The organism is Brucella intermedia LMG 3301, from assembly GCF_000182645.1.
Classification (GTDB): Bacteria; Pseudomonadota; Alphaproteobacteria; order Rhizobiales; family Rhizobiaceae; genus Brucella; species Brucella intermedia.
In genome coordinates, this window is record NZ_ACQA01000002.1 from 1,104,521 (window position 1) to 1,119,780 (window position 15,260).

The following is a 15,260-nucleotide window of genomic DNA, read 5'->3' on the forward strand; positions in this document are numbered from 1 at the left end:
CGGTTGGTAGCCGCGCCTGTTGTTTAGCTTAACCCCAAGGTCGTTTCTTGCCTGCCGCAGCAGCCGCTGGCGCTGGCGTGTTGCTGTTAGCCGCAGCCGGTCGGTTGTCGTTGGCCGGGCGGGCCTGCGCTACAGGCTGATTGACGTCGATCGAAGGCTGGGGCACGTTGCCTTCATCTGGGAAGTAGTATTTTTTGATCTCGGCGCGCGCCGGATATTGGCCGTCCTTCGAAGGCTTGCCGAGGCCGATCTTTGCCGTAAACGCCTTGAAGTGCAGTTCTTCGGAATCCTCGACTTCCGAGACGCCGATCGCTCGGCAAAGGCTCGCGAACTGACGCTGGCCGATCTCTTGCGCCTGCGCGTTCTTGTGTTCCAGATTGTAGAAATTGAAGACCTTGCGGCCCTTGTATTCCTCGGGGCGAAGAACCGTCATTGTTGTCTTGAGGCCGGTACCGTTTGCGCCTTCCTTGACCTCCGACGCCTCGATTTCCAGCTCATAGTCGCCGTTCGGCAGTTCCTCGTAGTCGCGCTGCTCTGTATCGTGAGCAGTCGCATCAAATCTGCTGGCTAGTTTTGCCATTTGTCATTTCCTCGTGTTGTTGGGGTGTGGTGACGGCGAGATTTAAGCCTTCGCCCGATGAATAGCCGGGCGGAAGAATCCACCGATGAAACCAAGCGAAGCGCCGATCTGCCACATCGCAAGGCCCGCCGCATTGATGCCAACGGCGGCAAGGAACGCATGGATCGTTTCTGCGAAAAACAGGCCCACGACCCAGCCGACGAACGCGCCACCGAGAACACCCAAGAGCGGTGCGAAGAAGAGGATGGCTGCGATTGCTACAAGGCCAGCTAGAGCTTTTTCCATTAAGCGGCGTCCCCTTGGTCATTGTCGTTGCCAACCGGCCAGAACTTGGCAATGTCGGTAAAGCCTTGCCCTTTGCGGTAAACGACGCTGTCCGGCATCGAATAGCGGTTTTTGGCGTTGAAGCCCGCCGCCTCGTTGAAGTGCACCTGGCGCTCCTTGCCGCCTTCCGCGTGGCTAACCTTCGTCTGGCGGGCCACTTCTTTTTCCTTGATGGAGATACGGTAGTTCATGAACGCGACGATGTCGGACTTCTCGCGAACCAGTGCATTCGATCGCTTGTGCAGCTTGGGCTGGTATCGAGAATACGGATCGGTAGTCGGGCTGTCGAAGCGAACGATTTCAGGGTGCGCCAGCATGACGACATACATGCCAGCACGGGATAGCGCCGACACCGCTGCCATGAGCTCGTTCCATTCGGTATCGGCCTCCACGTAGCCTTTACCGAACCCGGCCTCCTCGATGCTGTTTATACCGAGGCGGGCCGAGGTCGCACGCCAGACAAGCGGCTCTAGCCCGTCGAGGCTGTCTATAATCACGGTGCGGCGGTCGTGTTCTTCGGTCAGCAGTTCGCCTATGACGTTCAGCAGATCGTCGAAGGATTCAATCGTGCCGGGCGTTGCCATTTCGATATCAGACGGCGGGCGCTCGCCTTCGGTTGCGAGATAGATCGGATCTGGAAATTCTGCCGCGAGCGATGTTTTGCCGATGCCGTCGACGCCGTAGAGAAGGATCACGGGCGGATCGTTTCTCTTCGTCGACTTGAGGCTTGAAAGAGATAGAGCCATAGGTCTCCTCGTGTTCAGTAGGTGTGGTGGGTAACGGTGATTGCGGCGATGACGGCCGCAAGTATGAGCCAGCCTACGAGCCATGCCGGCGGGCTTGTGAGCAGCCATGCGCGTGGGGCGGTCATGCCGCCCCCCACAGATAAAGCAGCCCGTAGAACGGCAGCAGCAGGTTCCAGAACAGGAACGCTGCAATTGTCGTGGCGATTGCCAGCGCGAACGCTGCAAGCGCCAAGGATTGCCCGATGCGGCCGACACCGGGCTTTCGCCCGGGATCGATGAACGGCATGTCAGCCGCGGCTTTTGTGGCAAAAGAGATCATGCCAGCACCCATCCGTAGAAGCCGACCGTCAAGGCGAGCACAGCAACGACTGCCAAGCCCCAGAGAAAGCGGTCACCAAGGCCGAGCGTGGTTTCCCGCTCATAGAGGGTGTCGCCATCCGCGTAGTCTTTGGGCGCATAGTTGCGCGTGTGGCTGTACGTGGTGGAGGTCATCACGCGGCTCCCCTCGTCTTGGTGTTTTTCGTAAGCTTCACTTTCTTGGCGAAATCGACCGGGATGACGTTGTCATCTTCAGGCTTGTCGGCCTCGACTCCGCCGTCATCCTCTTCAAAATCGGGCTCGACTTCGAAGCGCGAGACTTCAAGTTGCACAAGGCCGGTGCCGGGGATCATGAAGCGCACGGTCAGCCAGCGAAAGCTGTCGCGCTCCTCAATGATGATGCCCTTCCATTTCCACAGTTTGTGGACGACTATCTCGCCGGGCAAATCCCAGCATTCACCGCATTCGCAGGTCATGCGGCACCTCTTTTCGATGCGCGGTGGTAAGTGACTGGCGCGTTGGAAACGTGCGTCCCATTCCGAAGCACGGCGTTCGCGCGCGCCTTTGCTTTTTGCGCAGCCGTCCGGTAAGGCTTGCGGTTTGTCATGTCCCGCTCGCCCGTTCGTGTATATTTCGTTTTCAAGATGGCCTCCTCGTCGGGAGGTTAGTCGTCGGCCCCGTCATCCTCGCGGTCGGCCTGCCTCAAAAGGCTAGTGGACTGTGCCTGTAAATGGACCGTCCAGAATGGTTATGCGGGGCAGCGAGACATAAATGTCCATGCATCCTCCCGAATAACCGCCGTTAAAAGTTGTGCGCCGCACAACGGTCTTCTCTGTTGGCTTTGGCGCCGGGAGCGTGGGCGATCTTTCCGAAAGCAGCGACCAAGCGTGACCTCTGGTAATGCCCATCAATTCCGCAATCTTCCCGAACGACGCGCCATTTTTACGGTGCGCGGCGGCAGTTGCCTGCAGTTCCTGCCTTGATGAATGCTGCATGTCTCCTCGTGTGTGGTTGGTGACTGTTGACAAGTGCCGTGTCTAACGGCATCTGTCTGGTCGCGCGGGGTGGTACCTGCGAAGGAAATCGCGGCGTAGAAGCGGCTTCGGCCCTCCTCGTGTTAACCGCGACGTACGGGCAGGCTGGGGTAACGGGTGGTGCCGACCCATAACAGCCTGCTTTTAAAGAACGCCGAAAGCGCCAGCCGCGTTTCAGCGGCCAGCGTCCCTGATGAATTCTATGGCGGCACTTCAACGAGAGCCGGTTCGCTTCTGTCGGCAACTTTCGTCATTCGCTCTCTCCTCTATTACGATTGCGCCTTCGCGCGGCCGCTATCTATTGAGTGCCGATATCCTTGGGAGGATGTTTTCTGGCATCATGAGGTAGGCCCTCCTTCGAACTGTCCAACGTCTTATGCGTCGGTTGATGACGTATAGATATGACATATTCGCATCTATGTCAACACATGATGACATATTCGCACGTTACAATTTCACAACAATATGCGAAAAGCCCATCATGGATAAGGATTTCGCCTTTCGCCTTAAGAATGCGCGCGTCGCACGTGACATGAGCCAAGCCCAGCTTGCCGACCTTGTTGGTCGCGACAAGTCTGCAATAAGCTTGCTCGAAAGCGGCAAGCGCGGAGCTAGCGTCGACTTCGTCGCTCGCCTGGCAAAAGCCTTGAATGTTCGCGAGGATTGGCTTGCCTTTGAAAAAGGCGATATGATTGGCCAAGAAGAGCGGGCGGAACTTGAACGCCCTGCCGATATCTTCACACCGAAACTAATTCCCGGCAACGAGCTGGTAGGCGATCAACGCGACCTTCCCGTATATGCGGCAGCCAAGGGCGGCGACGGGCACGTAATTATTACGTTCGATCCAATCAGCTATATGAAGATGCCCGCTGTTCTGCAGGGTGTTAAGGGCGGCTACGGCTTGCTTCTCTCTGGAGAATCCATGGTCCCGGCCTATCGTCCTGGCGAAACGGCGCTCGTGAACCCCAATCTGCCGCCGATGCGTGACGAAGATGTGATCCTTTATCACACTAGCGAAATGGACGAGAACGAAGCAATTATTAAGCGACTCGTTGGCTACAACGATCGCGAATGGATGCTTGAGCAGTATAATCCACACAAGGAATTCAAAGAGTTCCGCGCTGATTGGCCCGTATGCCATCGTGTTGTAGGGAAATACAACACGCGCTGACTAGCCGTTTGCGGCCTCAAGGACGGTCTCTGGCACACGTCCGAACATTGCAATCACTTCGGCCTGATTATTCCAGCGATAGACCGCAATGACTGCGGGCTTTATTGGCGCGAGTCTCTCCGCCAACCTCACAGCCTGATCTTCGTTTTCAACTTCGATCGGATTGTCAGGAATGATTCCCCACCGGCACTCGGTGAAGGATTGAACGACAAATAACGCAGCCATCCGCCTCTCCTTGGTACGAGACTAAGGATTCCACCTGTTTCGGAACATTTCAAGAACAATTTACAGTTAATAAACCATATCATTTTTCATGATGTGTTTTTGTCATCATCAGGTGTTGACATTTGTTGACTATTTCGCATATAACGATGACACCACAGCACGAAGACAGCCTCACCAGCTTGATCTGCTGACCACCGACCAAAACACGAGGAGACTGCAATTATGGAACCCACCAAGAGAAGAAGAAGCTCGAAGCCTCGCCTGAATGAAATCATCGGCGGCGGATTCTTTGTATTCCGCCGCGGCAAGAAGACTGGCCGCGTTGGCGTCTTCACTACCATGCCATACGAACACGGCTCCTTCGAGCAGGCCTTGGCCGAGGCGACCCGTCTCGCTGCCCTGTGCCCAGGCGAGACGTTCGAAGTTTTCCAGACGAGCGGGGCCGTGGCTTGCTGTGCTCCAATTGAACTGGCGGAGGCTGCGTAAGATGGAGCGCAACCCCACCATCGAGCTTGAGGACGCGCCGCTTACACGTGGACAGAAAAACATCGTCGACGCGCTGGCAGCGATTTATCCGCGCCGCATTTACATCAACGACCTCGTCGACAAACGTCTATGCTTTCGATCCGAACGGCGGACCGGACAACGCGCACAATACAGTGCGAGTGCAAATCAGCCATCTTCGCAAGCGCCTGCCTTCCTATGGCTGGACGATCCCGATGAACCATCGGGGCGCGGGCAATCACGGGTATTATTGCCTGGAGCCTGTCGCTAACGACAACGTACCGGCGGCAGACCGGAGGGCAGCAGCATGAACCGCGCGCTCCTGGAAATGCTCGCCAACGACGAGTTCGAAACGGAAACCGACACACCCAAGGCCGGCAATGTTGAGCCTATGCGCCGCCCTGACTACAAGGCTAGGAAACATGGCCGCCCACAGCCGTGGCTACGTTATGCCGCCCGTGAAGCGGTCGAGATGACCGTCGTCATTGGATTTGTTGTGGCCGTATGCGGCGTTGGGTTGGGGTTATCCGCATGACACCATCACAACGAAAGCGAACGTTACAAAGGCTGGTCTCGTTACAGGGCGGATCATGCTGCTACTGTGATCGACAGATCGAGATTCTGCACCACACGCCGGGACGAACAAATCCGCCGCATCGCGCAACGCTCGAGCACCTTCGACGCAAATGTGGAGGCGGCACAGACCAGTTAGACAATCTGGCTGCCGCCTGCTCCGAGTGCAACGGCGGACGCGGCCTGACAGACTGGCTTACCTTCAAGTCCTATCGGATGGGCGAGACGGTCACAGCACACAGATAGCGACGGGGCGCTTAAGCCCCCGAATCTCCAAGAATGACAGCCCTTGCGCGTTTTTGCGCCACGGCTTTTTGCACCCACCAAACACGAGGAGAATAACATGCACAGACATGTATCGACGACGCACGCCGCTATGGCACCCATCCTGACTGCCGCTGAGTTCCAGCTACAAGGCACGACTGCTGCGCAAGTCCTATCGATCTCAAAGGCCGTACGCGCGCTTGGCTATCACTCCGAGGCTGAGACGCTGCGCAACACCGCTTTCGAACTGGCGCGCATTACTGGCGTTCGGTTCCGCTATGGCGCTCCAGGCCAGCGTCGCAATCCAGCCAATGACAACCGCCGCCGGCAGCGGAGGGCGGTGTGATGGTGGTGGGTGAACACGCCGTGAAGGCGGCGCAGAAAGCGTATAGAGAATGCGAAGGTGATAGCACGGAAAGCCACCGCGCCGCACTGCGGGAAAGGGAGTGAGGATGTCAGCGCGAGACTACAAGCGGGTATTTATCGTCATCGCGGCGCTCGTCGCCATATACCTCGCCTACCAGCAGATTCCGCACATTCACATCGGAGAGCGTGCGCAAGGCAGCTACGAGGGCGGCACCGCATCTGACGAGGATGTTTCGAAATCGGTTCGAGAGGCGCAGGAAGCCGCGGATAAGGCAAGCCGTGCCGGCCCGGCAGAAAGCAGCAAGTAATGGCGTCATACACCTTTGCTGACACCGAACGATGGTTGGACGCCATAGCCGGTGTCATTGCCTGCTTTCCGGAAACAGAACAGAATCTCCTGCCACTTTATGAGCGCGTGGAACGAATGCAGCGCAGTCTGACTGCAAACGATAATATTCGCGATCGTATTAAATCACGGCTACGTCGAACGGCAGCGTGAACTTTTCCATTTGCTCTTTTCGCCATTCCAAAGAACCGCCCGTACCATATCGTGGGCGGTCAACTGTATGCCCCATCAACATTCGGCGCAGTTCATCGTCCAGGCCCGCCTCTTTCATGCGGTCCTCGAATGAATGGCGAAGCGAATAAACGGTATAGCCCGCGCCTTTTGGGAACAGCTCGTTGTCCTTGAAATATTTATTCAGCGTCGCCGACAGCGTGTCTTCCTTGTTTTTGTAACGAGGAAAGCCATTCCTATGCTTCCTAAAAACCTCATGCGCTATGCCGACCAACGGCAGCTTGCGAACAGACGAAGCGGTTTTAATCTCACGCGGATCTGCAGCGTCTTTTCGAGGCGCAATCAGGATATGCGGAACCCTGTCGGCCAAGAATATGTGCTCGGCCGTAATGTTGCAAAGTTCACTTGGTCGACAGCCCGTTTCAATCATCGCTAGGACGATGCCGCGAGCTTCATCATTTAGACTGGCGAGTGGTCCATAGGTTAGGAACTTCTCCCGGATTATTGTGGTCGGGATCGGGGGCCTCGACTTTTCGACCTTCTCTGCAAAGCTCAAATCGCGGAAAGGGTTTGGCCGATCCCTATCTCCCATGTGCTTGAAATACTCAGCAAAAAGAACTCGCATCCCGCCCATCATGCGGTTGCCCATGCTGGCCGATATCGGCTGCTTCCCTTTGGCTGGCTTCGTTATCATTTGTAGCCAGACCTTATAGAATTTCTGCGCGTCCTCGCGCGTAATCTCCGCAATAGCCTTATCTGAAACGATCTTCACAAAATGGTCGATCGCCCGCTGCTTGTGTGCGCGCCACCGCTTTTTCTGAATTTCGCTCTTACCCGTCAATTCGTCGGGAGTGATTTCATCAAAGTAGATTTTCAGGGCTTGCGTCACAGACACTGACGGGATGCTCGCGGCGCCCACTGCGGCTGCGTCTTCTACTGGATTGCCAGTTACTAGGTTTAGTCGGGCCGCTAGAGCGTCATCTGGCATCGCAAGCAGCCTATCGGCTGGCACATATGAAATGCCGATAGCGTCGGCTCGCTTGATTGCGGCATCATAAAGTGCGCGGGCTTTATCGCCATCCGCTCCAGCATTTAGCATCGACCAAAGTGCATCGTCAGCAGATTCGTACTCGTTGCGCTTCGTCATCGCCCGAGCGAGATCGGTGGTTTTTAGGCTTATGCGGACGATAGGAGCGCGACTATCCTTGTCCGCCACAGACTTGGGAACACGGCGAACGTACTGATAAACGCCGTCGCGATCTTTCAAATAACGATGAGGGTCTGATTTAATGCGATAGCCAGCCATGAAGGAATAATAACACGCAATGGCACGCTTTGTATCGCATTTTGTAGCACAGTCTGTATCACACAACGGTACGTTTAAGAACCGAACCAACAATAAAAAATCCGCCTAAGTGGTTGATATTATTACACTATTTTTGTTGAATGGCTGAAAGTAATGGTACGGTCGGTTGGAGTTGAACCAACGACCTCAGGAGCCACAATCCTGCGCTCTAACCAACTGAGCTACGACCGCGTACCTTTGTGTCGGCTGCGTGACGCTCTGGCGTCGCCGACAGGGGGTCACATACGGAGAATCGATCCATATTGCAAGTGATTATAGCTCTATTTTTTTAGAAATTCCCAATTGCGGGATTCTATATCAAATCCGGCTGATAAAGGTCACGGGCTGGTAACCATTCCAGATGACCGGCTGTGCACAACCGCGATATTGGCCTGGGCCTGTAAAATTACCTTTCCCGTATTAACTAATGAAATAGAAAATGCGGCCCATATCCAATGGCAATGTGGACCCGCGCCCATAAGAGGCTTATTAACAGGGCGTTAACAAGCACTGCGGGCGGTCGAAAGAACAGGTAAGGACTGGTATGTCAGGATCATACCCCTTCATCGATATTGCCGCGCTGGATTCTATCCGCGAGGGCTTTGCAAAGGGCGATGCGCAGCTCGTGCTGACGCACGACCTGTCGGCAGTGCTCTGGGTCAATGGTCCCGGCGCAAAGCTTTTCGGCTTTGATCGCGTGGAAGACATGATCGGCGGAAGCCTTGACCTGCCCATTGCCACGCGCCGGCAGATTGCTTCGTCCAACAGCAATGCGGAGGGTGAAACCCGCACCATTTCCATTCGCCTTGGCGGAGGCTTGCGTTCCGACCTGACCCGTTTCAGCGTTTCGCACATCGCACTTCCCGATGGCGTGTCCGGCCTGCTGCTGACGGCCAATGGCGAGAACACCAAGGCGGAAGCCATCATTTCCGGTCTGAGCGATGAAACCACCCATGTGGCCCTGATCGACGCAAACAGCCGCGTGATTGCGGCGAGCCCGCGTTTTGCCGCGCTCGAAATTTCTTCCGCCACGCTGGAAGACCTCGTCATCGAAGCCGCAGACGCGGCTGACCGCATCGTCAAGCGTCGCATCCGCGCTGGAAGACATTCCGTACCGGGAGCGATTGCGCGGCTGACCGATACGCGCCCCATGCATCTTCTCTGCATTATCGGCGATGCGCCGGACGTCGTGCAGGCAGCGCCCGTTGCACTGCCCGGCGAGGCCGAGGAGATACTCGAGGAGATGCTCCCCGAGCCTGCCGAGAGCGCGAACGCCGATATGGTCGAACAGGCTTCAGCCGATCAGCCGAAGCCCCGGAATTTCGTGTTCGATCAGGATGCGCCGCCAGCGCGCTTCATCTGGAAGGTCGGACCGGATGGCGCATTCACCGAAATATCTCCGGATCTTGCGGCGACGATCGGGCCGAATGCAGCCGATGTCGTCGGACGCCGCTTTGCCGATGTCGCCAATGTCTTCGGCTTCGATCCAGATGGCAGCATTGCCGCCCTGCTCGACAAGCGCGACACATGGTCGGGAAAACGCCTGATGTGGCCGGTGGAAGGCACGGATCTGCGTGTGCCAGTGGAGCTTGCCGCCCTGCCCGTCTATTCCCGTGATCGGGAGTTCACCGGCTTCCGCGGCTTCGGCGTGGTCCGTCCTGCAGATGCGGAAAAGGACCCTGAAGAAATCGGTCTGGTGCTTGCAGGCGGAATTCCGCAAACGCGCAAGCCCGTCAGCGAGACCGTGGAAACGGTGACGTCTGTCGAAGACGACGACATTCTGGCGTTGAGCGAAGAAGTCGCCAACGACGACAGGCCTGTCGCCACGTTGCCCAAGCCGCCGCTCGATATTGCGCCGACGCCCGGCCGTCGCGAATCCGACAAAGTCATCAGCCTGCTGAACGCCTGCGCTCAGGAAAAAGTGGCGGCTGATCAGGCGCGCATCCTGAAGGAACGGGAGCGTGAAGAGCGCCCCGAAGGCGGTCTCACCAAAACCGAACGCAACGCCTTCCGCGAAATTGCCGACCGTCTGCGCAAGCAGGGTCTCGCCAGTTCACGGTCGACCAGCGAGCCGGGCGCGCTGTCGGAAGAAGCTGTGGCGGACAGCCCGCAGCCGGTCGCAGTTGAAGAAGCGGCACTGCACACCCCCGGCCCGACACACGGCGATGAAACCGCCCTGCTGGCCAATCTGCCTGTACCGGTCATCATCCATTCGGGCGATACGATCCACTACGTCAATCAAGCCCTGCTCGATTTGACAGGTTATGAATCGCTCGATGATATTCGCGGCGCGGGTGGCGTTGATGTGCTGTTCAACAGCGAAAGCGACGATGGCGAAACGCGGCAGGGCATGGTGCTGCGCCGCGCCGATGGCAGCGAAGAGCCTGTCGATGCGCACCTCAATGCCATTGCCTGGCGCGATGGCCGCGCACTCATGCTGAGCCTGATGCCGGTAGCAGCCCCCGCAACACCCGCGCCGGTCGAAACCGCTGCCGCTCCGGTTGAAACGCCGGTGGCGATGGACAAGGATAATGAAAAACAGGCGCTGGCCGATCATGTCGAGGAACTGAAGACCATTCTCGACACGGCAACCGACGGGGTTGTCCTCATCGACCCGGAAGGCCGCATCCGCTCCATGAACCATTCGGCCTCGGCCCTGTTCGGCTATGACCGCGAGGAGACGGAAGGCAAGTTCTTCTCAATGCTGTTCGCCATTGAAAGCCAGCGCGCTGCGATGGACTATCTGCACGGTCTTTCCGGCAACGGAGTTCTGAGCGTCCTCAATGACGGACGCGAGGTGATTGGCCGTGAAGCCAAGGGCGGGTTTATTCCGCTGTTCATGACCATCGGCAAGCTGCCGCATACGCGTGGGTTCTGCGCCGTGCTGCGTGACATCACGCAATGGAAGCGCACCGAGGAAGAACTGACCAATGCACGCAAGGAGGCGGAGCGCGCCTCAAGCCAGAAGACCGAGTTTCTGGCGCGCATCAGCCATGAAATCCGCACGCCGCTCAATGCGATCATCGGCTTTTCCGAACTGATGGCCGACGAGAAGTTCGGCCCTATCGGCAATGACCGCTATCGGGATTATCTGCGCGATATCAATCGTTCCGGCAATCACGTGCTGGCGCTGGTCAATGACCTGCTCGATATCTCGAAGATTGAAGCCGGTGCTCTCGACATGCAGTTTGAAGCGGTGTCGCTCAACGATGCCATCGCCGAAGCCATCGCGCTGATGCAGCCGCAGGCCAATCGCGAGCGCGTCATCATCCGCTCCAGCTTCCAGTCCAACCTGCCCGACATCGTTGCCGATACGCGTTCGATCAAGCAGGTCGCGCTGAACCTTCTGTCCAACGCGGTGCGCTTCACCGCGCCGGGCGGTCAGGTGATCGTGTCGACAAGCTACGAATTGAACGGCGATGTGGTGATGCGGGTGCGCGACACCGGCATCGGCATGACCAAATCCGAGGTGGAACAGGCACTGAAGCCTTTTCGGCAGGTCAACGCGCTGGAGCGACGCAAGGCTGAAAGCGCCAAGGACTGGCGCAACGAAGGCACCGGCCTGGGCCTGCCGCTGACAAAAGCCATGGTGGAAGCAAATCGGGCGCAATTTGCCATCGATTCCACTCCGGGACATGGAACGGTGGTCGAGATCGCCTTCCCGCCCACCCGCGTTCTGGCTGACTGAGCCTCCTCAGCCCTTGCGCGGGCAAAAAAAAGCGCCGGACGAACCGGCGCTATCGGAATCTCAGAGACAAAAGGACACAAAAGCAATTCGCAACGGAGCACCGGAAACGGCAGCTCGATCATCACTCAGGTGTTGCCCTCCTTATCGCGTGAAGCCGGTTAACAAGGGCTTAAATTCCCCGTTTCGGGTTTACGCCTTGGTAGCCTCTGTAAAATCAGGGTTAATTTCCGCGCAGCAATTGATTAACCAATTGGCCTTTGCCCCCTCCTTCACCTGGCGAAACAAATCAGAGCGTACTCTATCTCTTTGTTTTCGCCGCATTTATGCAGCATCCCATCTTTCCATTTGACTGAAAAATACTCTAGTTTACACCGTAACCTTGTTTCACTGATTGGATGGTTGATGCGCTGGCCCCGATTTACGCGCCTCATAATTGCGCTCGTCATTCTCTGCGCCGCGGCTGCAGCAACCTTGCTGGCTGTGGTGCCTTTCATCGTTTCCACCGATGCCATCCGTATCCGCGTTGCTCAGGAAATCAGCGCCTGGACTGGTTACAGCGTTGAACTCAAGCAGGCGCCCCGCCTGAAGGTATTCCCTGTTTTGCGCGCCTCCCTGAACGGCGTGACGCTCAGCAAGCTCACCGATCAGGGCCAGAAGCCGCTCATGAGCGCGGACCGCATCGATGTCGAGCTTTCACCGCTCGATGCCATCATGGGGCATATCTCGTTTTCCGAAACGCAGATCGTCCGCCCCCATGTAAACCTCGACGGGCCGGTTTCGAATTTCTCGCAACTCCTTGACGCCATCGCCAATTCCAACGGGCGCCTTGGCACCGCTATCCGCGCGCAGCGCGCATTGCAGCAAAGCGGTTCCGGCGACAATGCGCTGGCCGCGCAGCAGGCCTCGCAGCCCTTTGGCCGCGTCGTGGTTCGCGACGGAACGATTGCCTTCAACCGGCCGGGCAGCGAGCCGGAAATCACCAGCGACGAGCAGATCACCAATGTCAGCGCAACATTGGAATGGCCGCGCACATCCAGCGCCGCGACGCTGAAGGGCAGCGCCAAATGGCGTGACGAGACTTCACAGTTCAGCCTGACTGCCGCGCAGGCGTTGCCGCTGCTGGCAGGCGGCACATCGGATGTGACCGCGAGCCTCACCGCCAATCCGTTGAGCCTCACCTTTCAGGGCAAGGCAAATATCTCCAAGGATCGTTTTTTCGAAGGCGCGCTGACTGCAAAAACGCCCTCGCTCAGCGGCGCGGTGCGCTGGCTTAGCCTGCCCGCCTATCGCGGGCAGTGCAGAGATCGGCGCGTTTTCGCTGGAATCCACCATCACCGCGACACCGAAGCGGCTCAAATTTGCTGACGTGGAAATGACCGCCAATGACAGCCCGGCCAAGGGCGTGATCGAAATCGGTCTGGAGCAGGCACAACCGGCAGTGACCGGCACCCTGGCCTTCGACAAGCTGGACCTTCGCCGCCTGTTTTCGGCCTTCATTCCGCTTCCCGACAGCGCCGCGCGTTCGCCGAGCGAGCGCGACAATGCCGACCGGGAACTGGTCGACACAAGCTTCATCGACCGCGCGGAGGTCGACCTTCGTCTTTCGGCGCAGAACGCCACGGCGGGACCGGTCAACATGACGGGCGTGGCCGCTGCCGTGCAGATACGCGGTGGCCGTGCCATATTTGACATCGGCGACGCCAAGGCCTTCAACGGCATCATGCAGGCCAATGTCCAGATCGTGCGCGACCTGAAAAGCGCGAGCGGCGAATTGCGCTTCAACGCTTCGGATATCGACAGCTCGCAGTTCTTCACCGCAATGGGCTTCGAGAAGCCTTTCGTGAGCGGCAAGGGCAATGTTTCCCTGTTCATGAAAGGCCCGGCCAATCGCTGGTCCGGCCTTTTGACCAATGCGCAGGGCAATGTTACCATACAGCTCAACAATGGCCAGATGCAGGGCTTTGCCGTGCAGGATTTTCTCTCCAAGGCCCAAAGCCAGCGTTTTTTCGCGCTTGAACGCAAGGAGAATGTTGCGCTTGCCTTCAATCGTCTGGATGTGAAGGCCAATCTTTCCGACGGCGTGGCGACGCTGGAAAATGCGCGCCTCGACACATCCGACGGGACGCTGACACTGGCAGGCATCGTGCCTTTCGTGGATCGCAGCCTGGCGCTGAGCGGCGAGGTCGTCTTCCCCAACGGCCAGCCGCAACAACAGCAACAGGAAGGCGGCACCGACGGCCAGAACAGCCAGCCGCCTGCCGAAGCCCCGCCCGCAAAGCCGCCGCTCAATTTCTTTGTCGGCGGCTCGTGGGACAGGCCCTTCATCTCACCGTCCTCGCCGGGAATGGGGCAATAATCCGGTTCCTGCATGCGGGGCGCGCTTACGTCTTTCGGTGATGCGGGCCATCCGAAGGCCCGAATTGACCGAAGGACCCATGGCCCGCAAAGTCGGTTCCCTCACTAAAAGCAGGGGATCGCGCTCGTGCCGATACATACCCAGCCGGGACGCTATCCCGAACTTGATGCGTTGCGCGGACTGGCAGCGACCGTCGTCCTGATGCGGCATTTCGTGAACATCTGGCCCTATGATGCCATGGGGCCATACTTTTTCATTCTGCTGCGATCCCCGTTGCGGTTCTTTTTTGCCGCTCATGAAGCAGTCCTGCTCTTCTTCCTGTTGAGCGGCTTCGTTCTCACGCTGCCTTTCATGAACCATGCGCCATCTTATCCAGCCTATCTTATCCGACGCACCTGCCGCATATATCTGCCCTATCTCGTTGCGCTTTCGCTCGCGCTTGTCGGCGCCCTGTTTCTGAACGGGCCAATCCCGCAGCTCAGCAACTGGTTCAACCTCACATGGACCACACCGGTGACGCCGCAAACGATCGCGCAGCATCTGCTGTTCATCGGCGCCTATCCCAATGGCGAAGTGAACACGGCTTTCTGGTCGCTGGTTTACGAGATGCGGATATCCATCATATTTCCCCTGCTCTTCGCCCTCACCATCGCATTAAGGCCAACAACGGCCATTGTGGTTGCTTTCGGGCTTTCCATTCTCGCAAATGGCCTTCGATCCGATCCCTATACGGGCGGCTGGTGGATAACCGTGCATTTTGCGAGCTTCTTCCTGCTGGGCAGCCTGATGGCGCAGAACCTGCCTGCCATTCAAAGCTTCTACCGGCGGCTATCAAACCGGATGGCGATCGCGATCAATATCCTGGCTCTGATACTCGTCACCTATGGAGCCGGGCCGCCCATGCTCAAAAGCTGGCTCGGAGACCTGACGGACTGGGCGACGATCACAGGGCTGGTATGGGTCATGGTGCTTGCGGTTTCCAGCGACACGTTGCGCCGCTTCCTGCTCCTGCCCCTGCCGCAATTTCTGGGCCGCATTTCCTACAGCCTCTATCTCGTCCATGCGACCGTGCTTTTTGCGCTCGTACATCTGTTTTACGGGCATGTCGCGCTGATCGCGCTGCTGCCGGCCTATCTTGTGCTGAGCGTGGGCGTTGCTACGCTGATGCACCGCTATATCGAATTGCCGACCATGGCACGGGGCAAACTTCTCGCGGCGCGGTTTGCCTACTGACCGGAAACGGCCAGCA

Annotated in this window: 16 protein-coding genes, 1 tRNA gene and 1 pseudogene; 9 read left to right on the top strand and 9 right to left on the bottom strand. The window is 57.7% G+C overall.

The window, feature by feature from the left end; translation table 11 throughout:
* Window positions 1-28 precede the first annotated feature (28 nt).
* The 6 genes from OINT_RS17645 to OINT_RS17665 form a co-directional block, all read right to left on the bottom strand.
* Window positions 29-580 carry a DUF669 domain-containing protein gene (locus OINT_RS17645; protein WP_006469250.1) on the bottom strand — a complete coding sequence of 184 codons (552 nt, stop codon included), beginning with the start codon at window positions 578-580 and terminating at the stop codon, window positions 29-31.
* 42 nt (window positions 581-622) lie between these two features.
* Window positions 623-865 carry a hypothetical protein gene (locus OINT_RS17650; protein WP_006469251.1) on the bottom strand — a complete coding sequence of 81 codons (243 nt, stop codon included), beginning with the start codon at window positions 863-865 and terminating at the stop codon, window positions 623-625.
* A complete protein-coding gene (locus OINT_RS17655) occupies window positions 865-1,650 on the bottom strand; it encodes an ATP-binding protein (RefSeq protein ID WP_006471945.1) in 786 nt (261 codons plus the stop codon). Before OINT_RS17655 ends, OINT_RS17650 begins: the two co-directional genes overlap by 1 nt.
* Before the next feature lie 121 nt (window positions 1,651-1,771).
* A complete protein-coding gene (locus OINT_RS17660) occupies window positions 1,772-1,969 on the bottom strand; it encodes a hypothetical protein (RefSeq protein WP_006471944.1) in 198 nt (65 codons plus the stop codon).
* Window positions 1,966-2,142: a hypothetical protein gene (locus OINT_RS23910; protein WP_157796389.1), complete on the bottom strand. Its 177-nt coding sequence runs from the start codon at window positions 2,140-2,142 to the stop codon at window positions 1,966-1,968. The genes OINT_RS17660 and OINT_RS23910 overlap by 4 nt, the downstream gene beginning before the upstream one ends.
* Window positions 2,142-2,444 (bottom strand): hypothetical protein, encoded by a 303-nt coding sequence (locus tag OINT_RS17665; RefSeq protein ID WP_006469255.1) that lies wholly within the window; start codon window positions 2,442-2,444, stop codon window positions 2,142-2,144. The genes OINT_RS23910 and OINT_RS17665 overlap by 1 nt, the downstream gene beginning before the upstream one ends.
* Window positions 2,445-3,483: 1,039 nt before the next feature.
* Between OINT_RS17665 and OINT_RS17675 the strand changes: the two genes are divergently transcribed.
* On the top strand, window positions 3,484-4,173 hold the full coding sequence (locus OINT_RS17675; RefSeq protein WP_006471942.1) for an XRE family transcriptional regulator: 690 nt from the start codon (window positions 3,484-3,486) through the stop codon (window positions 4,171-4,173).
* On the opposite strand, the gene OINT_RS17680 is transcribed toward OINT_RS17675, so the two are convergent.
* Window positions 4,174-4,398, bottom strand: a complete 225-nt coding sequence (locus OINT_RS17680) for a hypothetical protein (protein WP_006469259.1) — start codon at window positions 4,396-4,398, stop codon at window positions 4,174-4,176.
* A 222-nt stretch (window positions 4,399-4,620) separates the two neighbouring features.
* On the opposite strand from OINT_RS17680, the gene OINT_RS17685 reads away from it, so the two are divergent.
* From OINT_RS17685 to OINT_RS17700, 5 genes are all read left to right on the top strand, one after another.
* A complete protein-coding gene (locus OINT_RS17685) occupies window positions 4,621-4,884 on the top strand; it encodes a hypothetical protein (RefSeq protein ID WP_006469260.1) in 264 nt (87 codons plus the stop codon).
* A gap of 47 nt (window positions 4,885-4,931) precedes the next feature.
* On the top strand, window positions 4,932-5,213 hold the full coding sequence (locus OINT_RS23640) for a response regulator transcription factor (protein ID WP_138920928.1): 282 nt from the start codon (window positions 4,932-4,934) through the stop codon (window positions 5,211-5,213).
* Complete coding sequence (locus OINT_RS17690; RefSeq protein WP_006469263.1) at window positions 5,210-5,437, top strand: hypothetical protein; 228 nt, start codon at window positions 5,210-5,212, stop codon at window positions 5,435-5,437. The genes OINT_RS23640 and OINT_RS17690 overlap by 4 nt, the downstream gene beginning before the upstream one ends.
* Window positions 5,438-5,818: 381 nt before the next feature.
* Window positions 5,819-6,085 (top strand): hypothetical protein, encoded by a 267-nt coding sequence (locus OINT_RS17695; protein WP_006471940.1) that lies wholly within the window; start codon window positions 5,819-5,821, stop codon window positions 6,083-6,085.
* Between the two features lie 106 nt (window positions 6,086-6,191).
* On the top strand, window positions 6,192-6,413 hold the full coding sequence (locus tag OINT_RS17700; protein WP_006471939.1) for a hypothetical protein: 222 nt from the start codon (window positions 6,192-6,194) through the stop codon (window positions 6,411-6,413).
* A 159-nt stretch (window positions 6,414-6,572) separates the two neighbouring features.
* Here OINT_RS17700 and OINT_RS17705 read toward each other — a convergent pair whose 3' ends face one another.
* Entirely contained in the window at window positions 6,573-7,928 is a 1,356-nt protein-coding gene (locus tag OINT_RS17705; protein WP_021587383.1) for a site-specific integrase, read from the bottom strand.
* A gap of 154 nt (window positions 7,929-8,082) precedes the next feature.
* Window positions 8,083-8,159 (bottom strand) — tRNA-His (locus OINT_RS17710).
* Window positions 8,160-8,511: 352 nt separating this feature from the next.
* Between OINT_RS17710 and pdhS the strand changes: the two genes are divergently transcribed.
* The 3 genes and pseudogenes from pdhS (at window position 8,512) to OINT_RS17725 (ending at window position 15,244) form a co-directional block, all read left to right on the top strand.
* Window positions 8,512-11,655, top strand: a complete 3,144-nt coding sequence (pdhS, locus tag OINT_RS17715; RefSeq protein ID WP_006469268.1) for a cell-division control histidine kinase PdhS — start codon at window positions 8,512-8,514, stop codon at window positions 11,653-11,655.
* Between the two features lie 402 nt (window positions 11,656-12,057).
* Window positions 12,058-14,011: pseudogene (locus tag OINT_RS17720) on the top strand (AsmA family protein).
* A gap of 126 nt (window positions 14,012-14,137) precedes the next feature.
* A complete protein-coding gene (locus OINT_RS17725; protein WP_006469269.1) occupies window positions 14,138-15,244 on the top strand; it encodes an acyltransferase family protein in 1,107 nt (368 codons plus the stop codon).
* The last annotated feature ends 16 nt before the right edge of the window (window positions 15,245-15,260 follow it).